Consider the following 25,209-nt stretch of genomic DNA (forward strand, 5'->3'; position numbering starts at 1 on the left):
AGGATGTCTGGTAAGGCATTGAGCGAGCTCTTTCGTGCGCCCAGAGGAACAGGAGGTGACACCGAGACGTAGCAGCGTTCTTGCTGTTCGGGAGCTCGTCGTCACCTGACGGTGGAAGTCCGGCCCGGGGTAACTGCCGGGAGGTCCGGCAGCAGGCTGGTGGCGCCGGAGGGAAACATCCGGCGTCGAAGTCCAGAGTCAATGGCCCTGCAGGGGGGGCGACGACACGGTCCGTAGTTTCACGCGAAGCCTGCGGCTCTGCTACCCAGCCACTCTTTCGGGTGGAACGAGGGAGTGCCGAGCCGAAAATCCATCACTGCCTATTGCTGTCAGCCCCGCCCTCTAAGATTCATTCTGCGGGTGGCGCGACGCTTCAGAGCGCGGGGGCAGGGTCGCAGCAGTCACGAATGGGCGCGAACAGACATAGGCGGGGAGTCGCATGCGGGAAGGCCGGTGGACGGCGGTCACCGAGTCCGAGCACGAGCACGAGCGCCGCGGCCTAGAAGCGATCCGCAGGCGCCTGCCAGACGAGGAGCCGTGGCGCGCCTGGTCGAACTTCACGTTCACCGCGAACAGCGGACACGTCCGCGAGATCGATCTTCTGGTGACCTCACCGGCCGGAGTGTTCCTCCTCGAGCTGAAGGACTGGCACGGCTCGGTACGCGGCGGCGGCAACGACTGGGTGCAGATCACGCCCGGTGGAACCCAGCGGCGACACGGCAACCCCCTGCATCTAGCGAACCGGAAGGCCAAGGAGCTGTCCGGCCTGATCAATGACGTCACCGGCCGGCCCGGGGACCGGCCGAAGATCTGGGTGGGCGAGGCGGTCTGCTTCACCGATGACAAGCTCCACGTGAACCTTCCGGCCGCCGATCTGAACGGCGTCTTCACGGTCAAGCAGCTCGTGGAGATGTTGGCCGAGCCGCCGGGGGATGCCCGGCGCCGGATAACGGCCGAGACGTCCCGCCGCGTCGACGCCGCCCTGAAGAAGCTCGGCATCGCACCGATCCGCCGTCAGCACGAAGTGGGCTCCTATCTCCTAGACGCGAAGGCGTTCGACACTGGGCCTACCTGGGCCGACTATCTGGGCCGTCATTCCCAGTTGCACGACCTGGCGCGGGTACGGGTTTTTCTCAGCGAGCGTGGTGCCTCCGACGCCGAGCGGCGTTCGGTGGAGCAGGCCGCTGCTCGCGAGGCGCTGGTGCTCAGCCGATTTCGGCACCCGGGTGCGGTGCAGCTGAAGAGCTACCTACCCTCGGGCCATCCGGCCGGACCGACGATCCTGTTCGACTACCACCCGGAGACTTTGCGGCTGGACGACTTTCTGGTCCAGCACGGGAAGCAGCTGGACCTACGCAGCCGTCTCGCGCTCGTGCGGCAGCTTGCCGAGACGGTGCGCTCCGCGCACTCCCGCCGCGTCCATCACCGCACGCTCTCGGCTCACGCGGTGCACATCATTCCGCGTGACCGCGGCCCGCGCGGCCGGGAGCTCAGCGAAGAACAGCGCTGGCTGAGTCCTTGGCCGCAGATCGCGGACTGGCAGATCGCCACCGGCCAGAGCGCCAGCCGCGGCCGGCCTCTGACCCTGGCTCCGACGAACGTGTCCGGGTTCCATGTCTCGGAGCAGGCTGATCCGTACCTGGCGCCGGAGTTGAGGATTTCGAAGGCCGATCCGGTGCGCCTTGATGTGTACGGGCTCGGTGTCCTCACGTATCTGCTGATCACCGGGCAGGCACCAGGTGCGAGCCAGAGCGAGGTCATGGCCCGCCTGGAAGCCGGTGAGAGCATGCGCCCGAGCGCCCTGGTTGACGGACTTAACCCGGACATTGACGACCTGGTGGAGGCATCCACGGCGTACGAACCGGGCCGTCGCCTGTCCACGGTCGACGACTTCCTGGAGATGTTGGAGTACGTAGAGCAGGCATTCACCGAAAAGGACTCCGTCGGCACGGGCGACAGCGGGTCGGGATCGGAAACGCACGAGGATCGGGGCGAGCCGGAGCCGGAGAAGGACCCGCTTGAGGCCGTGGCCGGGGATGTATTGGCCGGGCGCTGGGAGGTTGTTCGCCGGCTCGGCACGGGCTCGACGTCTCGGGCGTTCCTGGTGAGAGATCTCGCGGGCGAGCCGCGGCGTAGCGGCGCCCTGCCGATGGCTGTGCTGAAGGTCTCGCTGAGCGAGGCCAAGCACGCGGTCCTGGAGCGTGAGGCCCAGGTCTTGGGCCGCATCCACCGGGATTCCAGCATCATCGCGCTGTACGAGCGGGAGCCGATCACTCTCGCGGGGCGGGGGGTGCTCGCTCTCGAATACGTCGGCGACAGCCGAGAGCTGAAGGACCAGGACCGTGGTGACGGGAAAGGGCTGAGGCGGCGTGAGGACACCGTCGCCCGTCAGCTGCGAGACAACGGCCGCCTGGGCATGGATCAGATGGAGGCGTACGGAAAGTACCTGTTTGGCGCGGTGGAGCACTTGGAGGCGGAGGGAATCTGGCATCGGGACCTGAAGCCGGACAACATCGCCATTCGAATCCGTCCAAACGGCACTCGACAGCTCGTGCTCATCGACTTCTCCCTCGCCGGATACCCGGCGAAGGAGATCGACGCAGGCACCGAGGGCTATCTCGACCCGTTCTTGGGCATCATCACGCGCGGCTCGTACGACGGTCATGCCGAGCGGTACGCGCTCGCGGCGACATTGCATGAGATGGCGTCGAACGAGCTCCCCCGATGGGGTGACGGTGCCGTCACAGCCCGGCAAACCGATCCGACGGAGTGGCCGTACCCGCAGCTCGCAGCCGACGCATTCGAGCCGGCAGTTCGCGACGGCCTGGTCGCCTTCTTCCGCAAGGCTTTGGCGCGGGACGTGAAGGACCGGTACTCAGACCTGAAGCCGATGGAGCGTGCCTGGCAGGCACTCTTCCTGGATGCGCAGCGGACAACTGCTCCGAGCTCCGGGCACGGTACGGCGGAAAGCGTAGGGACCACGCAGGAAGCCGGGCCGCAGATCGGCCGCGAGGACGACGATGCTTCCGTCGAGCAGGTTCGTGACCAGCAGGCGGCCAGAGCTGACCGTACGACGCCTCTGTCCGTGGCAGGTCTGACGCTCTCCGCGCAGTCCCAGCTGTTCGCCATGGGTCTGAACACCGTTGGGGACGTACTGGACTACTCGGCGCGGAAGTTCCTCACTGCACCGGGCATGGGCTCGCGCACCCGGGAGGAGATTCAGCGTCGGCAGAAGGAGTGGAACCTCCGACTCGGCAAAGCGGCCCCCGCACCACTCAGCGCGGAAGCCCGCAAGGCAGCCGGCCAGGAAATCACCGAACTGGAACAGGCGGTCGCCGAATCGGTCGCCGCCGGCGGCGGAAATGTCACTGACCCGCAGCTGCTGGGCGCGCTGAGCCTGGACGCGCTGGCCGCTCGCCTGGTCCCGAAGCCATCCAGCGGCAGCGCCCGCTCCAACGCCAAGGAGCGCGAAGCGGTCCGGCTGCTACTACGGCTGCCCAACGAGGCCGGCAAGCTGCCTGAGGGCCTGGCATGGGTTCGGCAGCGGGACGTCGCAGACGCGGTGGGCCTGACCGCGGGCCGTATCCCGCAGATCGTGAGGAAGGCGCGCGAGCGCTGGTACGAGGACGCCGCCCTTGGACTCCTGCGCGAGGAGGTGGTGGAGCTTCTTGCCGAGCGCGGACGGGTGGCCCCGGTGATCGAGCTCGCCGACGCGCTGATCGCCCGGCGCGGCACCCAGCACGTGGAACGGCGCGACCGCCGCGCGCTCGCCCTGTCGCTCCTGCGCGCGGTGGTCGAGCGAGAGAGCTACAACAACGAGTCCCCGCCGCTCTTCCGCTACTTCCATGCCCGGATGCCCAAGGGCGCCGATCCGGTGCTCGGCCTGCTCGCCATCGATGTCCGGGAGGGCGTGGACGGCCCGGATACCCCGACGCTGCCCGCTCTGCAGGAATACGCGCTCAACCTGGGCGCGCGAGCCGACCGACTCGCGGACCTGGAATCCCTGCCGACTGCCAGCACCGTCCTTACCGAGCTGGACGCGGTGCGACGGCCGCCGGGGAACCTCGGCTGGGACGAGCGGCGCACCGCCGAGATCGCGGTGGCAGCCTCCAACCGAGCCGCTCTCACCCCCCGACTGGAGATCTACCCGCGCGACCTGGACCTGGTTCGCGCGCTGAGGATCACCCAGGCCGGTGTGGTCGCCGTGCAGTCGGGCGTCGAGGAGGAGCGACTGCCCGGCCTCACGGTTGACGCCCTGCACAAGCGAGTCACGACCCGCTTCCCTGACCTGGGCACGGACCCGCTGGTGCCATGCGAGTTGCCCAAGGGCAGCGCACTGGTCCGCCACCTGAAGCAGGCTGGCTTCGAGCTGAAGCTGGCGACGCGTTACGACAAGGTGCTCCGCCTCATCCCGGACCGTCCGGCTGGGGACGCCACCGCCGGCCTGACCTCGGCGAGCTGGGGAGCCTCGGCGGCCCGTCGATCCGCCCCCACCCAGTACGACGCGGACGCGGCCGTCGCCGCCGCAGTCAAGGCAGAACAGCGGCTCAGCCACTCGGCGCGACAGGACGGCTTCCGCGTCCTGACGGTGCCCCACCGGGGTGCTGAGGAGACGGTGCGGCACCTGACGGACGAGCCGTACGGTGTGCGGCCGGTGTCATTGACCGGGCTCTTCGTGAACGAACTGCGCAGTGTGATCGGCGAGGCGGCCAGACCGACCTGGGAGACCGTCCTCAAGGCCGACGCTGCCGAACCCGGAAGCCGGGCTCACCAGCAGCTGCGCATCCGTACAGACAAGGCGTGGGGGCGCATCGAGCCGCAGCTGAGAGAGCGACTGAGCCAGGGGCAGGGACCGCTGCTCCTTACCCACACTGCGGTGCTCGCCCGGTACGACGCGTTGGACCTGCTTGTAAGGCTCGCGGAGGAAGCGCGGCAAGGTGGCAGCCCGCTGTGGCTGCTCGTTGCCCAGTCCGACCCGGCGAAAGCACCGCGGCTGGCAGGGCAAAGCGTGCCGTATCAGGCAGGGTTCGATGAGTGGATCGTCGTGCCCGATGCCTGGGTCGCGCGCAAACACCTCGCGCCGGTCGCCTGACCTTTTCCCCTCCTGACCCGGCCTTCTTCCGCCCTCTCCGATTTCTCTCCAGGAGCCGTTCCGTGATCGACCGCAAGAGCCTCCTCGCCGACCTGCAGAAGCAGGTCAAGGCGGCAGAGACCGACCTTGAGAAGCAGGTCAAAGCTGTCCCCGAGGTAGGGACGCGGCTGCGCGGTGAGTATGAACAGGCCCGGAAGCTGGGCCGCACGGCTGCGACGTGGAACGCCTGGCTCGGGGAGCGGATCACCCAGGTTGCGGTGGCCTGGGTCCTCGGCACCGTCTTCGTCCGCTTCAGCGAGGACAACCGGCTGATCGCTGAGCCGTACATCACCGCCCCGGATGTGGCTGGGCGCGAGACCGCGCAGGCGCGGTACGAGGAGTACCTGGAGAAGGACGCCGACCCGACGTACCGAGGCTGGCTGGAGACGGGGTTCGCAGAGCTGGGCGCCGGGCAGGCCGGCCAGCTGCTCTTCGACCGCGACCACAACCCGCTCTACCAGATCCCCCTTTCGCACGACGGGGCGGGTGCGCTGCTCGCGTTTTGGCGGGAGCAGCGCGTCGGCGAGGGAAAGCTCGGCGGGGACGGCGACAGCGGTGTCGGCGGCCCTGTTCTCGTACACGACTTCAGTGACCCGCAGAGCGACGACGGCACCGAGGGATGGGACACGCGGTTCCTCGGCGACCTGTACCAGGATCTGAGCGAGGCGGCCCGCAAGACGTACGCGCTGCTGCAAACCCCGGAATTCGTGGAGGAGTTCATCCTCGACCGGACTATGACCCCGGCAGTGCGGGAATTTGGCTTCGAAGAACTGAAGATGATCGATCCGACATGTGGGTCGGGGCACTTCGTGCTTGGGGCGTTCCGGCGGCTGGTGCGGATGTGGGCGTCGCAGCGCCCCGAAGTCGGCCCGTACGAACGGGTGCGGGCGGCGTTGAAGTCCGTGCATGGGGTGGACCTCAACCCGTTCGCGGTTGCGGTGGCCCGCTTCCGGCTGCTGGTTGCGGCGATGGCTTCGAGCGGTATGCGGACGTTCGCAGAGGCGCGGCAGTACGAGTGGCCGGTCCAGCTGGCGGTGGGTGACTCGCTGCTGCCGACGGAGCACCGGCAGGAGGGGCTCTTCGGCGACGAGCAGTTGAGCCTTGGCGACAGTATGGAATCGGGCGAGGCCGAAGACCCGTACTACGCGCTGAGCACGGAGGACGTGTTCGAGTACCCGCAGATCCTGAACCGGGGCCGTTACCACGTAGTCGTGGGGAATCCTCCCTACATCACGGTCAAGGATAAAACGCTCAACGAGCTGTATCGCAAGCTGTACAGCGCGTGCGCGGGTACGTACGCGCTGTCGGTCCCATTCGCGCAGCGCTTCTTCGAGCTCGCGGTTCGGGGGGAGGAGAAGTCCGGGCTCGGCTACGGCATGGTCGGCCAGATCACGGCGAACTCCTTCATGAAGAGGGAGTTCGGGACAAGGCTGATCGAGAGCTTCTTCCGAGATCAGGTCGAACTGACGGAGGTCATCGACACGTCGGGGGCCTACATCCCGGGGCATGGGACGCCGACGGTCATCCTCGTCGGCCGCCCGCTGGATTACACGGGCGCTCGCCGGGCAACTATCCGCACGGTCCGGAGTGTTCAGGGGGAGCCAGCAGCTCCGGAGAGGGCGGAGGATGGACTCGTCTGGCGGGCTATCACTCGCCAGACCGACTCCCCGGGCTCCGAGAGTGACTGGATCAGCGTTCGAGACACGCAACGTGACGACCTGTCAAAACATTCGTGGAGTCTGACAGGAGGTGCCGCTCCGGACATCCTGAAGATCGTCGATAGCACGGGAAAGCGGCTGCGAACCGCGTCACAAGAACTCGGCCTGTCTATCGTTACTGGTGAGGACAACGCATTTGGCTCGGTGAACACTGCTGCCGCCCGCCAGCGAGGGGCCAGACCCACCGCTGCCGCCAATGGCGACGAGGTACGGGACTGGGGACTCGCTGGCGCGACCTGGCTCTCCAGCCCGTACGGCCAGGACATGGAGCTCCTCGAAGGCGCAGAGATTGAGGACTTGCTGCGCTTCATGTGGCCACTTCGTCACGTACTGGAACTTCGCAAGCGCTTCAGCATCACGATGCTAGACAGGGGCCTTCCTTGGATTTCATGGCGTGAGGTTTACGGCGTCCGCGTCAAGGCGCAGAAGCTGATCGTTTACGCAAAGGTTACGACGCATAATCACTTCTACCTCCAGAACGGCCGGCTCCCCGTGAAGGACTCGGCGCAGGTAATCAAACTCCGTGAGGACGCCACGGCGGAAGAGCATCTGGCGCTGCTTGGGTTGCTCAACAGCTCCACGGCCGGGTTCTGGCTCAAGATGGTGAGCCACGATAAGGGTAGCCAGTCAGGCACCGGTGGGTTCATGCATGACGAGTGGGAACGTTTTTACGAGTTCACCGGAACCAAGCTTCAGGAATTCCCTATCCCCGCCGAATACCCCACCGCCCTCGCCACCGAGCTCGACACCCTCGCGCAGCAGCTCTCGGCCTCAACGCCCGCCGCCCTCTTGGTCGAGCCCGCCCCCACAGCCGCTGCGCTCCGCAAAGCCAAGGACCGCTACAGCGCCACCCGCGGCCGCATGATCGCGCTGCAGGAGGAGCTGGATTGGCAGGTGTACTCCCTCTACGACCTGCACCCCGAGAGCTTGCGTCTGCCCGACGTAACCGACGCACCCGAAATCAGTCTCGGCGAGCGGGCCTTCGAGATCGTGCTCGCGCGCCGGGTGGCAGCTGGCGAGGTCAATGAGGTGTGGTTCAAGCGGCATGGCTCCACCCCCATCACTGAGATTCCTTCCCACTGGCCCGCCGAGTACCGGGCACTTGTGCAGAAACGCATCGACGTCATCGAGTCGAACCGCGCCATCGGCATGGTGGAGCGCCCGGAGTACAAGCGGCGCTGGGCAACTGAGGGCTGGGATGCGATGCGCCAGAAGGCTCTTAAGTCCTGGCTGCTCGACCGGGTTGAGGACCGTGAGCACTGGTTCGACGCGAGCGGCAACCCCACCGTGACCACCCTCGCCCGCCTCGCAGAAGACCTTTCTGCCGACGACAATTTCGTGTCCGTTGCTGAGCTCTACGCGCCTCGGCAGGACCTCTCGAAGACCGTACGGGAGCTGCTTTCCGAGGAGCACGTGCCGTTCATCTCGGCGCTGCGTTACAAGCCGACCGGGCTCAGGAAGCGCGCCGATTGGGAGTACGTGTGGGAGAAACAGCGCGAGGTAGACGCCGCACCAGACGAGCCCACCAAGCGGCAGATCCGCAAGGAGACGCCCGTGCCGCCGAAGTACACCACGGCGGACTTCCTGAAGCCGAGCTACTGGCGTGCGCGCGGCAAGCTCGATGTGCCCAAGGAGCGGTTCGTGTCGTATGGCATGGCCAACGCGCAGTCGCCAGAGCTGTACGGGTGGGCCGGCTGGAACCACTTGGAGCAGGCCCTCGCGCTCGCCTCCCACATCCAGCAGGCAGGGCTCGGCGACGACGAGATCGTGCCGTATCTGGCCGGGCTGCTTGAGCTGCAGCCGTGGCTGGAGCAGTGGCATGGCGAGTACGACCCGGAGTTCGGGGCGTCGCCGGCCGCCGAGGTCCTGGCATTCCGGCAGCAGAAGCAGGGCGAGCTCGGGCTGACCGACGACGTTCTGCGGGCCTGGCGCCTGGCCGCGGCCACCCGAGGGGGCGCGAAGAAGGCAGCCGCGCCCAAGAAGCGAACGGGCGCGAGAGCCGCCGTCCAGATGTCCGCCACGGACAACGTCACCGATGCCGTCACCGGCGCAGAGTCCGACTGATTAGGGCGAGGAGCTTAAACACCATGGCGTTCATGAGTAAGAACAACTCTCGCCCCGAGGACCGGCCGCTTCTGCGGGAGCTGATCGACATCCCGGAGTCGGTGTCCACCTCCGACTTCGTGCTGAAGCTGAACGAAGCGGTCACCCCCGAGGGGGTTGAGGCAGCCCTGAAGGACTACGTCGTCACCGACCGGCTGCTGAGTAACTTCGACGAGGCCCTGGACCTGATCAAGTCGGCGCTCGACAGTCACTCGTCGAAGGCGGCATATCTGCACGGTTCGTTTGGTTCCGGTAAGTCGCACTTCATGGCGGTGCTTTACGCGTTGCTCTCGCGTAACCAGGCGGCTCGGAACCGTAGCGAGCTCGATCCGGTGCGAGCCCGGCACTCCTGGCTGGACGCGGACGACCGCAAGTTCCTGCTGGTGCCGTACCACATGCTCGGCTCCAAGTCCTTGGAGCAGCGGGTGCTCGGCAAGTACGTGGAGCACGTACGCAAGCTGCATCCGGACTGCCCGCTGCCGCAGGTCTACCGGACCGACGGGATCTTCGAGGACTTCGCCGAACAGCGCCGCCGTAACGGCGACGACTGGGTGATCGCACAGCTCGCCGATGCCGGTATCCAGGAGGACGAATGGGGTGATTCTTTCACTTGGACCAGCAGCCTTCTCGACGAGGCCATGGACGCGGTGGAGGAGCACGAGAACACCAAGAGCCTCGATCTGGACACTCCCTCCACGCCGAGGGAATTGCGTGCCCGCCTCGTGCAGGACCTCACAAGAACGCTGTTCCCCGCCTTCGCGCGCAAAGCTGCCGAGGACGTCAGCGGCTTCATCTCCCTCGACCGGGGCCTCAGCGTCATCGCGGCGCACGCCAAGGCGCTGGGCTACGACGGGCTCATCCTGTTCATGGACGAGCTGATCCTGTGGCTGGCCACTCTCATCCACGATCAGAAGGTGCTGGGCAGGGAATCCAGCAAGGTGACGAACTTCGTGGAGGGCGGTGACGAGCGGCGTGCCATTCCGGTGGTGTCGTTCATCGCCCGTCAGCGCGATCTGCGTGAGTTGGTCGGTGAGGAGATGTCGGGTGCCGCCGAGGCGGCAGTCCAGGACACCTTGAAGCTCAACGGCGGGCGTTACGACGAGATTGTCCTGGAGGACCGCAACCTTCCTCAGATCGCGCAGGCTCGCCTGCTCAAGCCCGTGCCGGGGGCCGAGGCGAAGGTGGACGCGGCGTTCGCCGAAGCCAAGAAGCTTGGCCCGGACGTGTGGGACACCCTGCTGGGCCACGACAAGTCCACCACCGGCGCGGACGAGGACGCTTTTAGGCGGACGTACCCGTTCCCGCCAGCGTTCATGGACACTCTGGTGCACATCTCCGCCGCGCTGCAGCGCTCCCGCACCGGCCTGAAGCTGATGAGCCAGCTGCTCGTCGACCACCGTGACGACTGGCGGCTCGGACAGCTCGTGCCGCTCGGCGATTTGTATCCGGCGATCGCGGGCGGCGGCGACAAGGCGTTCAGCGGGGAGACTAACGTCCACTTCGAGGCTGCCGACAAGCTATACCGGGACAAACTGCGCCCGTACCTGCTGAAGACCAACCAGGTTACCGACGACCAGGTCGAGGCGTACCGACGCTCTCCCGAGAGCCTGGGCGACCCACAGCTCGCGGCCCGTTGCCGCGACTTCACCGGCGACAGCCGACTCCTGCAGACTCTCTTGCTGTCGGCACTCGCGCCCAGCGTGCCCGCGCTCGCCGACCTCACTTTGGCGAGGCTGCACGCCCTCAACCACGGTTCCATCACCACCCGCATCGCGGGCACCGAGGTCGGCCGGCTCGAGCAGAAGGTGAAGGAGTGGGCGGCGACCTTCCCCGAGATCAAAGTCGCCGGTACCGGGCCGGGGGCGGTGGTCCGCCTGGAGCTCACCGGCGTCGACCTGGACGCCGTCCTCGCCAACGCCCAGGTCCACAACAACCTGGGCAACCGGCGTGCCAAGATGCGCAGCCTGCTCAAGGACGCGCTCGGGGTTGGCGACGGGCCCGGGGGCTTCGACGCATATGACGTGCTCGACCTTGTGTGGAAGGGCACCGAACGACAGATCGAGGTGGTCTTCGGCCACGTCGCCGACGTCGACTCGCTGTCCGAGGCGACCTTGCGGCCCAGCCAGGACGACGCCTGGCGGCTGGTCGTCGATTTCCCTTATGACGAGGGCGAGTTCGGTCCGATGGACGACCTGCAGCGGCTGCGTGCTCTGCGGGAGAAGCCGGGCGGCGACTCGCGCACCCTTGCCTGGCTGCCCACACACCTGACCGACGCCTCCCGCAGTGATTTCGAGCGTCTCGTCGTCATCGACAAGGCTCTCGCCGACGAGGCACGCTTCGACTCCGAATTCGCACGCAGCCTCAACGCTGACGACAAGGCGCGCGCCAAGAGCATGCTGCAGTCGCAGCGCAACATCCTCACCGAGCGCGTCACCCAGGCGCTGCGGCAGGCGTACGGGCTCGCGCAAAAGCAGGAAGGGGTCGTCGATCTCGGCTTCGACACCCACCTGGTCGCCCAGCAGGATGTGCCCGAGCTTCGGCTTCCGCTCGGTGCAGCGCTGGACGCTGCTGCCCGCGATCTGGCCGGCAGGTTGCTTGTCCACCAGTACCCCGCCCACCCCGACCTGGACCCCGATGGCGCCGGCAAGTCTGTGAAGCCTGCCGAGATCAGGGCCGTCTTCGAGTACGTGCGCAAGGCCGCCGAGGACCGCGACGGACAGGTCGAGGTCGATGGCAAAGACCGCAAGACCATGGCGCGGATCGCGGGCGGCCTCGGGCTCGGCACCATGCGGGAGGCGTACTACCGGCAGTCCACCACCTGGCCTGACCACTTCACCAGCCAGGCCCGCCGGGACGGAGCCGCCGAGCCGACTCTGGTCAAGCTCTACGACTGGAGCGACCTTCCCGAGCCGCGCGGACTGTCCGAGCCGCTTCGCCGGCTGCTCGCCGCCGCCTACGCGGAGATGACCGACCGGGTGTGGGTACGCGGCGGTGTCCCCGTTGAACCGGCGCCCGCACCGCATGAGCTGAAGCGGGACTATGCCCTGCGCGAGCAGGCGCTGCCCGGTGAGGACGACTGGGCCGAGGCGCGCAAGCGGCACGAGACCGTGCTCGGGGACCGGGCGCCGCAACTGCGTCGCGGGCGGATCGTCAACCAGTTCGCCGGACAGATCAAGCAGGCCGCCGCCGTGCTCGCCCAGGACGCAGGACGGCTCGTCGGAGAACTGGAGAAGCACCGTTCTTTCCTGCGCCTCGACGACGACTCGCCCCGCCTCGTCCTCGCCCGGCGGGCGCAGGAGCTGGTGAAGTCGGTGACCGAGGTCGGCATAGACGCCAAGACCGTCGTTGACCGGCTCGCACGCTTCGACTTCGGCGACTTCACCGCTCACCGCTATGCCATGTCCCTCAAGAGCGCCGGGAAGGTTGCCACCGCGCTGCAGAACACCAGCTGGGATCAGCTGGGCCTGGCCGACACCCTCGATGCAGGAGGCGCGGCCGTCCTGGAGCGCGTACGGGACGCTGCCGCCGGCGATCCGGGGGACTACCCCGACCTGCCTGGCGTACTCAATGCGGGGGGCCGGGAGGTGTTGTCTCTGCTGAGGTCCCGACAGACCATGGCCGAGCAACACCAAACCCCCGCCACTCCATCGCCGAGCTCGGACGGTGTGGACCTGATCGGCGGCTCCGCTCACCCGCAGGTGTTGCCGGAGCCTGTGGCGCAGCCGGGGCCCCGCACGCCGTCTCGGTCCCTTGTCCGCTCCGGCGGCGGGCGGACCACCGCCGCGAGGGCTGCCGCCGAGCTGCAGGCGGAGATCGCGGCGCTCGCGGCCGAGAACCCCAACGCCACCGTCGAGGTCGTCTGGAAGGTTGTCGACTGATGTCCGACGCCGTCACTACAGCGTCCGTGTCTACTGGTCTCGCCCGGCTGCCGCCGGGGACTGTCCGTCAGTACCTTGCCGCCCGCAGCCGGCTCGGCGACGGCACGGTCCGCGTCCTGCTGCTGCGGGCCGATCCGGCCTGGGATGGGCCCGCTGTGCAACAGGCAGCGGGCGGTCTGCGGGCGCGCGTGGCCGTCGGGCCCTCGGTATTGGCCGTACACGAGCAGGTCCTGGGCCACCTCGACGCGACAACTCCCCCCGACCCCAAGGTCCTGGTTGTTCTCACCGACCGTGAGGACACCGACCTCGACCCCGGGCTGCTCTCTCGCGTCTACGGCGGCAGAATCCGGTCCGTTGACAACTGGGAGGTCGTGCAGGAGGCGTTCGACGCGCGCGGCCTCGACGGGCGACTGCGCAGCGAGACCTGGGCAGCCGAAGCGCTCCTGGACGCGGCAGCCACCCGCGGCTGGCCATCGTTGGGTAAGGGAGTGCTCTCCCGAGACGAGGCACTAACCCGGCTGGCCAGGCGCCGTCTCAGGATCGGCCGTCACGACACGGATGCGCTGGGCGGGCTGGCCGCACACGACGACGGAGACCGCATCGACCCCGTTGCACTGTTCCGATGGACCCTCACCCCTGGCGGCCCCGACCTCCTGCGTGACCTGCGCGGACCGGAACGGGCCGGCCTGGCCCGCTTCCTTGCCGAACCCGAACAGGGCGGCTCCACCGGAAAGATCATCACCGCCTTGGTGAACGCCGAACATGGGGCAGACGCAGCCGCATACGCGGTCGTCTGCGCCGCCTTGTGGGGGCACGCGGAGGCCGACCACGACTTGTATCGGGCGCGTGGACGCGCTGAGCGGTGGCTTGGCGAGCAGCCTCCCGCGCAGGGCGACGACCTCGACAGACTCCTGGCCTCTTTCGGATCCAGCGGCGAGGCGTTCGTCCGCGGTCTTGTCGACCGAGGCGAGCACCGGCTCGCCGACCCGGTCCTGACTCGGGCCGCACAGCTCGTGGCACAGTTCGGGGCACAGGCTGCCGCGACTGCCAGTCCGCTGCTCTCGGCCGGGCTCGACGCTCGCTTTACTGCGGCTGGTCGTGCCCTTGCCGGCGGCGGCACCGACACGATCACCGCTGCCGTCACCGCGCTGGCTGACCACGCTCTGGCCGCCGACGGCGCCACCCGGGCGCGCATCGAGCGGGTGAGGATGGCGGCGCGCCTGCGGCAGTGGCTTGCCGGCTCGCCTGAGGTCGACATCGCCTCGGTCGCTGAGGGCACCGCACGTCAGATCTGTGAACTCGGCTGGGTGGATCGGGCCTTGGAACACCTCGAAGCGGGCGGCGACCCGGATGACATACTCGCCGACGCATACAGCCGGATCGGCGCGCAGGCGCGGGACAAGCGCCGCGAACTGGACCGGGCATTCTCCGAGCGGCTCGCGGTGTGGACCGCGGATGGCACCGCTCCCGGCACCATGCTCACCGTGGAGAGCTTGCTAGACCGCGTCGTCGCACCCGTCGTGGCCAGCCCCGGCCGACGGGTGCTGTTCCTCCTCGTGGACGGGATGAGCGCGGCGATAGCGGCGGAGCTAGGTGAAGAACTGCGTAGACAGTGGGCCGAGTTCGACCCGCTGCCCGCTGCGACCGGAGCGCCCGTCCGGCGCGCCGTGGCTGCCGCGCTGCCTACCCTCACGGCCGTATCCCGAACCTCGTTGTTCGCGGGCACCCTGATGAAGGGTGACCAGAGCGACGAGAAGCGGCTCTTCCCCCAGCACTCCTGCTGGAACGGGGCTCCGGCGGTTGTCTTCCACAAGGATGACCTGCGCGGCCCCGACACCGGCTCGCCCTTCTCTACCGCTCTCACCGAAGCCCTGGCCGACGAGCGCACCCATGTCGCGGTCGTACTCAACACGGTCGACGACCGCCTCGGCAAGGAGCAGAAACTCGGCGACGGCGCGTGGCAGGCCAAGGAGATCGGCGGTCTGGAACCGTTGCTGCGGGCTGCCCGCGCGCATGGCATGACCTTGCTCCTCACCTCCGACCACGGCCATGTAGTCGAGCGGCGCGGCACCAAGCTTGACGCGGCTGGCGGCACGATCGGCTCGGCCCGCCACCGCACTCCGGGTGGATCCGTTGCTCCGGCCGAGATCGAGCTGTCCGGACGTCGGGTGGTCTGGCCGGAGCCCGGATCGCGGATCATCGCGCTGCGGGACCACGACACCCGGTACACCGCGCTCAAGGCGGGTTACCACGGCGGGGCGACCCTCGCCGAGTTCACCATCCCGCTCCTCGCCCTGCTTCCCTTCGGCGCCGAGCCGCCGATCGGATGGCGGGAGCTGGGCGACCCGACACCCTCCTGGTGGACGGAGGACGCCGAGGGCGGTGGCGTCGTCGAGGCCGGCGCCAAGAACGAAGCGGACGCAGGTGCCGTGCCCGACGCCGCCGTGGCGAGCTCGCGCCGGAAGCAGACCAGGAAGGCCGCCCCGCCTGCCCCCGAGGGCGCCATCAGTTTGTTCAGCGAGGACGAGGTGGCACCCCCCGTAGCGCAGGAACCCGCCGAGTCGGCGGCCGCGCCCGAGGCCGCACCCTCCTCCAAGCACTCCGAAGACCCTGCTGTTGCCCTGGTCGAGCGGCTCATGGCCACCGAGTTGTACCAGGCACAGCTGGACCTCCTCGCCCGTAAGCCACGCGACAAGACCGTCCTCCCAAAGGCACTGGTCGCGCTTGTCGAGGCCGGCACACTGCCGATGACCGCTCTTGCCGAGCGAGCGGGTCAGCCCGCCACCCGTGCACCTGGCTTCGCAGCGACCCTCGCCCAGCTCCTCAATTATGACGGGGCCCAGATCCTGGAGATCCTCCCTGACAACCGCACCCTTCGCCTGCACCGCGCCCAGCTGACCGAGCAGTTCGGGCTGTGAACCGGCGCATTGCGCCTGCATCGGGCGGGCCGGTCTCCCGTCCCGCCCGGTCCGCGCGCTGGCGGCCTGGCGTCCGCATTGGTGTCCGGCCAGGTGGGCGGCAGGATGGGAGACTGTTCGGGTGAACGCGTTTGGATCTTCAGCATCCGGGGCCGCCCCGGTCGGCGCCGTGAGGCGGCGCGCCGTGGTGGACGCGCTACGGCGCGGCGCCGTCCCTGAGAGCGGCCTCGACCTGCTCGCCACTGGCCTCGGCCGCTTCGAGCAGGCAGTAGACGAGGAACTGGAGACTGTTGCTGCCGGCGGCTCGGTGTTCAAGGCCGTGCGCGGTGAGTACGGATCCGGCAAGACCTTCTTTACGCGCTGGCTCAGCGAACGCGCCAAACGACGCACCTTTGCCGTAGCTGAGGTACAGGTGTCGGAGACCGAGACCCCGCTGCATAAGCTGGAGACCGTCTACCGGCGACTCACCGAACGCCTGACCACCGCGAGCTTCCCGCCCAGCGCCCTGCGGCCGGTCGCCGACGCCTGGTTCTACGCACTGGAAGAGGATGCACTCGCCGACGGCGCGAGCGACAACGAGCTGCCGCAGGCTGTGGAGAGGCTGCTCACCGCCCGCCTCACCGAGGTTTCCCGGCACGCACCTGCGTTCGCTACGGCCCTGCGTGGATACAAGCAGTCCTTGGACGTCGGAGACGAGGCCACCGCCGCCGCGGTCATGGCCTGGCTCGGCGGCCAGCCACACGTCGCCGCAGCCGCCAGGCGCAGCGCAGGCGTCCGCGGTGACCTCGACCACTTCGGCGCCTTCGGCTTCCTGCAGGGTCTGCTCACCGTGCTCCGGGACGCTGGGCACGCCGGACTCGTCCTCGTCCTGGACGAAGTAGAGACCCTGCAACGGGTTCGCTCCGACGCCCGCGACAAGGCACTCAACGCGCTCCGACAGCTCATCGACGAGGTCCACTCCGGCCGCTTCCCGGGCCTGTACCTCGTCATCACCGGCACGCCCGCCTTTTACGACGGACAACAGGGCGTACAGCGACTCGCGCCGCTCGCCCAGCGCCTTGCCACCGACTTCACGACCGATCCCCGCTTCGACAACCCTCGGGCTGTCCAGATCCGGCTGCCCGGATTCACCGAGGAATCACTGACCAGTCTAGGTGCCACCATCCGTGACCTGTACGCGGAAGGTTCCCAGTCTCCCGACCGGATCAAGCAGCTCGCCGACGACGCGTACCTCACGGATCTGGCGCGGGCAGTGGGTGGGGCTCTCGGCGGAAAGGTCGGAGTGGCACCACGGCTGTACCTGAAGAAGCTGGTGGGGGATGTGCTCGACCGGATCGACCAGTTCGCTGACTTCGATCCCCGCACGCACTACAAGCTGACAGTGGCCAGCGACGATCTCACCGCCACCGAACGGAACTTCGCCGCGCCCGCGCCAGCTGCCTCTGCGGACGATCTCGACCTCGAGATCTGAAGTCCCATGCTCCCAGGACCCGAACTCTGACGGACCAGTGCAGGAGTTATAGACGTGCAGGAGCAGACGCGCGGCACCGACCCAGTGGAACGCCTCGACCCGGTCGTCCTGCACCACATCGTCAACACGCTCGGGTGGCCAGATCTACGCCCCCTGCAAAAGGCCGCCGTGCACCCGCTGATGGACGGCGAGGACGCGATCTTGCTCGCGCCGACCGCAGGCGGGAAGACGGAGGCCGCCACCTTCCCCATGCTGTCCGCAATGCGAGAAAGGCGCTGGACCGGCACCTCCGTCCTCTACCTGGCCCCACTCAAGGCGCTCCTCAATAACCTGGTGCACCGGGTCGACACCTATGCGCAGTGGTTGGGACGCCGAGCTGCCCTTTGGCACGGCGACACCCCCGAGTCCGTACGCCGGCGTATCCGTACCGAGTCACCCGACTTCCTGCTCACCACTCCCGAGTCCCTCGAAGCGATGCTCATCAGCGTCAAGACCGACCACTCGCACATGCTGGGTCGGGTGCGTGCCGTCGTCGTCGACGAGGTGCATGCCTTCGCCGGGGACGACCGCGGCTGGCACCTGCTCGCCGTACTCGAACGCCTGGAGCGACTGGCCGGCCACCGGATCCAGCGCATCGGCCTCTCCGCCACTGTCGGTAATCCCGACACCCTGCTCACCTGGCTCCAGGGCGCAAGCCCCGCCGACCGCCCCGGTCGAGTCGTCGCCCCCGGCGTCACCCTGCCAGCGGCCAGCGCTGCTGCAACCGAAACCCAAGGTCTCCCGCGCCCCGCAGGAGAGGTGGAACTTGACTACGTCGGATCTCTCGCCAACGCTGCCAAGGTGATCTGTGCCCTGCACCAGGGCGAAAAGCGGCTCGTCTTCTGTGACTCCCGCAAGCAGGTCGAGGAGCTCGGCGCGGCACTACGAGCCCGCGACGTCACCGTGTTTCTCTCCCACGCCTCTCTCTCCACCGACGAACGCGCCCGCTCCGAGCAGGCATTCGCCGAAGCACGCGACTGCGTCATCGTCTCCACCTCAACCCTCGAACTCGGCATCGACGTCGGCGACCTCGACCGCGTAATCCAGATCGACTCGCCCAGCACCGTGGCCTCTTTCCTGCAGCGCATCGGCCGCACAGGCCGTCGCACCGGAACCTCCCGCAACTGCCTGTTCCTCGCCACCCGGCCCGATGCCCTCCTCCAAGCCGCCGGCCTACTGACCCTGTGGACCCGCGGCTGGGTCGAACCCGTCACCCCACCCCCTTCGCCTCGCCACCTCGTCGCACAGCAACTCCTCGCCGTCACCCTGCAGGAACACCGCCTTGGCGATCGCTTGTGGCCCGAACAATGGAACGGCCTCGCTCCGTTTGACCGCTCCGCAGCCCCTCTTCTGTCCCACCTCGTCGAAGGCGGCTTCCTCGACAGCGACGGCGGCATGCTGTTCATCGGCACGGAGGCCGAGAAACACTTCGGCCGACGGCACTTCATGGAGCTGACCGCTTCCTTCACTGCATCGCCCGAGTTCACCGTGCTCGCCGGACGCACTGAGATCGGCACCACCGACCCCGCCGTCCTCACCGAGGAACGCCCAGGCCCGCGCCGCCTGCTTTTGGCAGGCCGCAGCTGGCAGGTCACCTTCATCGACTGGGCCCGACGCCGCGCATTTGTCGAACCCGTCGAAGACGGCGGCATCGCCAAATGGCAGGGAAGCGAAGCCCGCGGCCTCTCCTACGACCTCACCCGGGCCATGCGCGATGTTCTCCTCGGTACCGACCCGGACGTCCGCCTCACCCGCCGCGCAAGCGCCGCCATCGCCGAACTTCGTATGGACCGCGCACCCCACGAAGTACACCCTGCAGGCACCCTCCTGGTCCGCGACGCGGACGTCACACGCTGGTGGACCTGGGCCGGCTACCGCGCCAACGCCACTCTCGCAGCCTCCCTCGGCAACTTCGCAGACCCCATTCAGCGCCCGACGGACACTCACGTCCGGCTGCGCCAAGACCTTGCGCCCGACGACTGGAAGACCGCCCGCGCCGAACTCCCCGACTCCCTCACCCTGCCCACCGTCGACCCACGTGCCGTACGCGGCCTCAAGTTCTCAGCCGCCCTCCCGCCTCGACTCGCTACCACCACACTTGCCGAACGACTGGCCGACCTAGACGGCGCCCTAGCCGCTGCTCGGGAACCCGTGCGTCTGGAATGGGGCGGCTGAACAACCAAGGTCAAGGCCCGACGACCGCTGGCAGTTGTTCCTCACGACCAACCTGGCGAGCCTCCAGATTCGCGTACGTGCTTGCGGAATGACATCCAGGGGACCCGTCTACTTGATTTTCACGCAAATATGGGTGGGTTCTGCTATCGTCGGCGCGTGGAAATCACTCTGCAGCAGGCAGTGAGCGATCTCCGGCAGGCGGGTGCGCTGGAGATCATCCGGGATGTCGCGCGCGAGGTGTACGCGACCAACGCCGATCGTCATGACCCCTCGCATGGGGATGACAACGGCACCTTTGCCCAACTGGTTTGGCGGAACGTCGCCAACCTCTCCTTCCAGAGGCTCAACCAAGCAGGTATTCCGGTCCGAAAGGTCGCCGGCGGAGCGATCGAGGTCATCTCTGGCCCGTGGGTCCTGAGGATCTATAAGTTTCCTCTGGCTGTACCTGGCAAGGTGCGGGACAAGCTGGAGCAGCTGAGCTGGGACGGTAGCGCTGCGCGTCTCAGGGGTGCGGTAGCGAATAGTTCAGTGAAGGGCCAGCTGGCCTTCGATCAAGACCCGGACTGGGCCGAGAGCTTCGCTGAGGCCGTTCGCCAGGGCCACGTGCGGGTCATGCACATGGGCGACCCCGAGACGGGCAACTGTGTCATTGAGGTGGGACTACCGCGAGATAACCGCGAGGGTGGGTCGCCTTGGCTTGATGGCACGGTCGAGATCCACAACGATCTCCAGGTTGGCCTTCCGGCTCCCCGTTCGACCGAAGACGTCATGGTCGATCAGGAAGGGGCGCCCCAAGAAGTCAGCACGGGCCTGGACCGGAAGCTGCCGGAGCCGAGCATCGACGAAAGCACTGCCGAGGAGGCTTCGAAGGCGCCTGCTTACAGCGACCTGGACGAGCACGAGCTGCCGCTGCGGCGGCGTACCGAAGAACCGCGTGAAAAGCGCGAGAAGACAGACTGAGAGATCATGCCGACACCGCTGCGAGGCTCGAGAGGCGCTGAGCTCGCCTCCCGCTCCTTCGAACCTGAAGCCCTGACGACGGCCCGTCAGCTTCGAGGACTCCGCAAGAACGAGCTCGCCAAGAAGGTTGCGCTCACGCCAGCGGCGGTTAGTCAGTACGAGCTGGGCCAGAGCCGGCCGTCGACTGCGGTGGTTGCGCAGTTGGCTATGGCATTGGGGGTGCCAGCCACATTCTTCGCGGCTGGCCACCCGCACCCGACCGTGCCCAGCGCTGCCCATTTCCGAAGCCTTCGGGCAACGACTCAACTCCAACGTGATCAGGCTGTCGCATTCGGCAAGATTGCATGGAGGTTGGTTACCACTATTGAGCACTATGTGGAGCTGCCTCCTGTTGCGCTACCTCGCCTGGCTCTGCCATCTGAGCCCAGCCGGGCCGACATCGCAGCCGTGGCCCGGGATGCTCGCGATGCGCTAGGGGTTCCCGCCGGACCTATTCCCCACATGACACGGCTTCTGGAGGCTCATGGCGCGGTAGTGCTGGAGCTCCCTGAAATGTCCGAACGAGTGGACGCCTTCTCTCACTGGTACGGAAGCAGGCCCATGGTCTTCCGTAATCCTGCCAAGAACGACAAGGCTCGCTCTCGGTTCGATGCCGCACATGAGGCTGGGCACTTGGTTATGCACCTTGACGCAGAGCCCGGTAGTCGGATCATCGAGAATCAGGCGCATGACTTTGCGGCGGAATTCTTGATGCCGAGTGGGGAGATCCTTGCGGAGCTACCGCAACGGCTCGATTGGGAGACGCTCTACGGACTGAAGCGGCGTTGGGGAACGTCGTTGAAGGCGATCGTCTATCGCGCTCACGCTCTCGGCACCTTCCGTGACGCAACGTACAAGCGCGCGATGATGATGCTCTCCCAGAACGGGGATCCGGAGCCATGTGACCTGGGTCCTCGGGAAGCCCCCCTTCTGCTGGAGAGGGCGGTCCGCCTCTGCGATGAGACCGGTGTTTCGTTCGACGAGCTCGTTGCTCGGTCGGGTCTTCCCTTTGGGCTCGCGAACGAGGTTTATGCGACGGCCACGATGACTCGTCCCCGCCTCGCTCTGAGCGTTGATGAGGGCGATGTGGCGACGGACGGACCCGAGGTGCTTCAGCTCTTTCCGGGCTACTAGCCTGGCCGGAAAGCCAGGAGTGCAGAAGTGTGAATTCCCAGTCAATCGCGAACGTCACAAGAAGCGCGGAAGCACGTGCTGGATTGCGTCGATTGGCTCTCCGGCTTCGCCCCGGGCTATCGTCGGCGAACGCTGTCAGGGAGTGATGGCCACAGGCTGTCTTCCAGGTCACGGCAGCGGCCTCCTTGTCGTAGTGCGCGAACACCAGGTCACGGTCGTGGTCGACCGTGACCTGGTGTTCGGCGTCCGGAGCGAGTCTGCCCGCCAGCCACCGGACCCGGTCAGGCCGGGCGGGTGGTGTATAGGTCCTTCATGCCGGAGACGGTAGGGACACCGATCAGGCGGGAGACGGGCGGGCCGGAGGCCCCGCTTCCGCCCACGCGGTCAGAGATGCGGATAGCGCTGCATTCAAATCAGCCTGACGTAGTGTCCCGACCCGCAATGCCGCACCGCGGGCCGTCGCCAAGCTGCTCTGAAGGGCCAGACTATGGCGGCCGGAACTTGGTACGTTCTGGCGTATGACGCTGCGTTCGGTGGATCTGCGCAAAGAGCCTGTGGAAGTCGTGCTGGACCGTGTGGAGTGCATGCTGGGGGTGCGCCTTGAGCACGAAACTGTGGTGCGTAAGCGCCGGTCTGTGGGCGCGCGTACAGACCGTGGCACGTGGGTGCGCATCGAGCGGCGAGGGCTCGACCGGATTAGAGTTCAGGGCGGGGACGGCACCGCGTCGGCTGAAGCACTGCGCGGAATCGCCAAGCCGGCTTGGCTCGCCGGTGTCGCGTGGCGGGACGAGACCGAACGGGTGATGTGGCGGGCCGACGAGACGAGACTGCTGCCGGGTGCCCCCGTGGGGAGCGCCGTGGTGGCAGAGGCCCCGAGACTTACTGAGGAGTGGTGGGCTTCACTGAATGCCTCACTGGAGGCCCTCGCCTCGCAGCACACGAACCGGATTGCGACGCCGGATACCGAGACCCTCACGCAGGAACTGGTCACGGGGACGATCCACAGTGTCTTTCCCGGCGTCGATACGGCGGTGGCCGATTGGCGTCCGGCCCACGCGGATCTGAACTGGGCGAATGTGACGGCGCCGGTGTTCTGCGTATTCGACTGGGAGGACTGGGGTATGGCCCCGTGTGGCCTGGATGCGGCGAATCTGTGGGGGGCCTCCCTTGCCGTCCCGGCTCTGGCCGACCGCGTCCGCAGAGAGCGGCGCGATGATCTGGCGAGCCGGGACGGCAAGCTGATGACGCTGTTCGTCGCCGCGAAGATCCTCGGCCCCTACTCTGAACCCGACGACCCCCGCCTGGTCCCCGCGCGGAAGATGGCGGAGCAGCATCTGCAGGAGCTTCAGGGAAGCTGACGGGCTTTGAGGAGCTGCCGGTACTCCTGGACCACGTTCTCGTCGACCTCGTACGCCACGGCCTCGGTCAGCTCCCGCAGGTGGTCGACGTTGTCCGTGCCGACCGCGACCGCGTCGACCCGGGGCAAGCCGTAGGAGGAGCGGAGCGCGGCCTGGACCTTCGTGGCCGAGGCGGGTCCCCGCAGGAAGACCGTCGGATCGAATCGCTCCCACACCTCCTGGGCTGTACTTCCGCCGAAGGGACTCATTCCCCAGACCTGCGACGGACGCCACCGTGTCGCCAGGGTCTCGGCTGCTTCGAGGACGTCGAGTCCGACCAGCAGCCCCGCCCGGACCATGAGGACGTCAGGGCACGGCACGTCGAAGCCTATGAGAGGACGAGGATCCCAGGTCGAGACGCCCCAGGAACGGCAGAGCCCCGCTTTCGCGGTGTCGGCCAGGGCCGCGCATGCCGGCCCAAGCGTTCCAGGGTCGGAGGCCGAGTGCTCCGGGTTGTGGAGAAACACCAGATCGGGCTCGCGCCCGAGATCCTTGACTGCCTGCTCGACGGCGGTCCGCAGCCGGGCGGGATCGAGGCTGTGGCCCTCGGGGAAGAACCCGACCTTGGTAGAGACCGAGAATTTCGGCAGCAGGTCGCCAGCCGTTGTCTTCAGGGCCTCGTGAGAGCGATGGCGAAGATAGTTGGACGCGGTGTCCAGGCGCGTTACGCCGAGGTCGACGGCTGCTTCGAGTAGGTCACGGGCGTGACCAGACCGGTGTAGCCCGAGGACGAAACTTCCGTCAGTGGTTCGCACAGCCCCTCCGTGAGCAGCAGGTCGGCCAGAGTGGTGATTTCCTCGGAGGCGCCCTCGAGGTGGACCGGGTGGCCCGACAGGAGCGCTCGGAGACCCGGCTCCGCGCGTTCGTGGAAGGTCAGCCGCTTGCCGCCGCCGCAGACTTGGACCGTGTCACCGGATCGGACGATGGATGGTGCGAACTCGGTGACGGCTACGACTCCATCCGGCCGGCCGAACGCGGCCACGTGCGGCATGTGGCGTGCGGGCGGGGTGCTGGACCTCAGCTCGTTCAGGTAGCGCTCAGGGCTGTAGCTGGCGGCCAGGGCGCTGAGCTTGTCCGCCAGCACCCTGTGCGCGGTCCCTTCCGCACTCTCCAGATTTTGGCGGAATGCCTCATCGGCGCGGGCTGCGTCGGAGAGGAAGTTGGCCCATGTGATGCCGGTCCGTTGGGTGAATCCGAACGTCACATGCAGCGAGTGGCCACTGCTGCCGGAGCCAAGGCGGGTGGCGGTGTGCCAGAAGCCGCGGGGGATGTGCATAACATCCCCGGCCCGCATCGTGCCCTTCCACAGCACTTCCTCGGAGGGCGTGCGGTTACGTTCCGCGTCGCGGTACATCGGCGCCGGCCGGGAGGGGCCGCGCACCTCCCACGATTTCTCGCCCGAAATCTGTACAGCGATGACCTCGTGGTCGTCCCAGTGCAGATGGAAACCGTCGGTTTCGCCGACCGCGAGGTAGGCGTTGGCAGAGGTCAGTTCGCCTGACCACCAGCCCAGGGCTCGGCAGGCGACTTCCAGTGTCGGGTCGAAGAAGTCCACATGGTCCAGGACTGCGGTGCCGCCGTCGTTGAGGATCCGTCCGAGGGCCGCCATGTCGGCCTGGCTCACGGCCTGCCTGCGCCGGTTGACGTTGGTGGACAGGAACGTGGACGGGTGTACTTCGTCGCCTTGGGCGTAGCAGCGCAGCTGCGGATTGGCCAGGTGGCGGCGCTTGATCAGGTCCAGCAGCTTGTGTGGGGTCAACAGCCGTGCGGGTAGCTCCGGGTCCGTGAGACGGCCGCGTGCGAACGCGGTCCCCACGGAACCCGGCCCGTCCCAGCCGAGAGCCTTCTCGATGTGGGTGACGAGCCGGTGCTCCATGGGTTCTCCTTACTCCTTCGGGAGGTTGAGGTCGCGGTTGTCGCCGTCATCTCCGGCACTGTTCTGCGAGCTGGTGACGTCGGACCGCTCGGACTCGCTGCGGTCGTGAGCCGTCGCCAGCTCCTCGACGGCGATCAGAAGGGCGGGGCTGGCCCCCGCTTGTGTGGATGTCCCGTCTGCCATCTGTGCTCTCCTCTCGGCTTCTCCCGCCCAGCTCCGGGCGAAAGGTCTGAGTTAACCCGCGTCCGCCGCATGGCAGTAGAGCAAAATTCGGACAGGTGTGCGGTGACGTGTGCCATGTGAGCCAGTTTCCCCGGTGGTGCTACAGGTCGGCCATACAGCACAGTCATCCTGCAGGTCTCGCGGCCTG

12 protein-coding genes and 1 pseudogene are annotated in these 25,209 nt (G+C 67.4%); 10 read left to right on the plus strand and 3 right to left on the minus strand.

The genetic code is table 11. The annotated features are described in order from the left end of the window. Positions 1–439 precede the first annotated feature (439 nt). From pglW to ACFYQ5_RS20535, 10 genes and pseudogenes are all read left to right on the plus strand, one after another. Positions 440–5,092 carry a BREX system serine/threonine kinase PglW gene (pglW, locus tag ACFYQ5_RS20490; RefSeq protein ID WP_389199249.1) on the plus strand — a complete coding sequence of 1,551 codons (4,653 nt, stop codon included), beginning with the start codon at positions 440–442 and terminating at the stop codon, positions 5,090–5,092. Between the two features lie 62 nt (positions 5,093–5,154). Then, positions 5,155–8,913 carry a BREX-2 system adenine-specific DNA-methyltransferase PglX gene (gene pglX, locus ACFYQ5_RS20495; protein WP_389199250.1) on the plus strand — a complete coding sequence of 1,253 codons (3,759 nt, stop codon included), beginning with the start codon at positions 5,155–5,157 and terminating at the stop codon, positions 8,911–8,913. A 23-nt stretch (positions 8,914–8,936) separates the two neighbouring features. Then, positions 8,937–12,830: a phage resistance protein gene (locus ACFYQ5_RS20500; protein ID WP_389199252.1), complete on the plus strand. Its 3,894-nt coding sequence runs from the start codon at positions 8,937–8,939 to the stop codon at positions 12,828–12,830. After that, positions 12,830–15,748 carry a BREX-2 system phosphatase PglZ gene (pglZ, locus tag ACFYQ5_RS20505; protein ID WP_389199254.1) on the plus strand — a complete coding sequence of 973 codons (2,919 nt, stop codon included), beginning with the start codon at positions 12,830–12,832 and terminating at the stop codon, positions 15,746–15,748. Before ACFYQ5_RS20500 ends, pglZ begins: the two co-directional genes overlap by 1 nt. Positions 15,749–15,869: 121 nt before the next feature. Continuing rightward, a complete protein-coding gene (brxD, locus tag ACFYQ5_RS20510) occupies positions 15,870–17,219 on the plus strand; it encodes a BREX system ATP-binding protein BrxD (RefSeq protein ID WP_389199256.1) in 1,350 nt (449 codons plus the stop codon). 54 nt (positions 17,220–17,273) lie between these two features. Continuing rightward, positions 17,274–19,433: a DEAD/DEAH box helicase gene (locus ACFYQ5_RS20515; RefSeq protein ID WP_389199257.1), complete on the plus strand. Its 2,160-nt coding sequence runs from the start codon at positions 17,274–17,276 to the stop codon at positions 19,431–19,433. A gap of 156 nt (positions 19,434–19,589) precedes the next feature. Next, the gene (locus tag ACFYQ5_RS20520; protein WP_389199258.1) at positions 19,590–20,393 is read left to right on the plus strand and encodes a hypothetical protein; all 804 of its coding nucleotides are present in this window, start codon (positions 19,590–19,592) and stop codon (positions 20,391–20,393) included. 6 nt (positions 20,394–20,399) lie between these two features. Then, positions 20,400–20,615: pseudogene (locus ACFYQ5_RS20525) on the plus strand (helix-turn-helix domain-containing protein); the annotation flags it as partial. 279 nt (positions 20,616–20,894) lie between these two features. Further along, complete coding sequence (locus ACFYQ5_RS20530) at positions 20,895–21,566, plus strand: ImmA/IrrE family metallo-endopeptidase (RefSeq protein WP_389199441.1); 672 nt, start codon at positions 20,895–20,897, stop codon at positions 21,564–21,566. A gap of 518 nt (positions 21,567–22,084) precedes the next feature. Beyond that, positions 22,085–22,924, plus strand: coding sequence for a hypothetical protein (locus ACFYQ5_RS20535; protein WP_389199260.1), 840 nt, complete (start codon positions 22,085–22,087; stop codon positions 22,922–22,924). On the opposite strand, the gene ACFYQ5_RS20540 is transcribed toward ACFYQ5_RS20535, so the two are convergent. The 3 genes from ACFYQ5_RS20540 to ACFYQ5_RS20550 are packed head-to-tail and all read right to left on the minus strand — an operon-like array spanning position 22,912 to position 25,022. Further along, positions 22,912–23,718 (minus strand): aldo/keto reductase, encoded by an 807-nt coding sequence (locus ACFYQ5_RS20540; protein WP_389199262.1) that lies wholly within the window; start codon positions 23,716–23,718, stop codon positions 22,912–22,914. The genes ACFYQ5_RS20535 and ACFYQ5_RS20540 overlap by 13 nt on opposite strands. Continuing rightward, complete coding sequence (locus ACFYQ5_RS20545) at positions 23,628–24,839, minus strand: JmjC domain-containing protein (protein ID WP_389199263.1); 1,212 nt, start codon at positions 24,837–24,839, stop codon at positions 23,628–23,630. The genes ACFYQ5_RS20540 and ACFYQ5_RS20545 overlap by 91 nt, the downstream gene beginning before the upstream one ends. Positions 24,840–24,848: 9 nt before the next feature. Beyond that, the gene (locus ACFYQ5_RS20550; RefSeq protein ID WP_266396823.1) at positions 24,849–25,022 is read right to left on the minus strand and encodes a hypothetical protein; all 174 of its coding nucleotides are present in this window, start codon (positions 25,020–25,022) and stop codon (positions 24,849–24,851) included. Positions 25,023–25,209 lie beyond the last annotated feature (187 nt).

This window comes from Streptomyces sp. NPDC005794, from assembly GCF_042871445.1.
Lineage (GTDB): Bacteria > Actinomycetota > Actinomycetes > Streptomycetales > Streptomycetaceae > Streptomyces.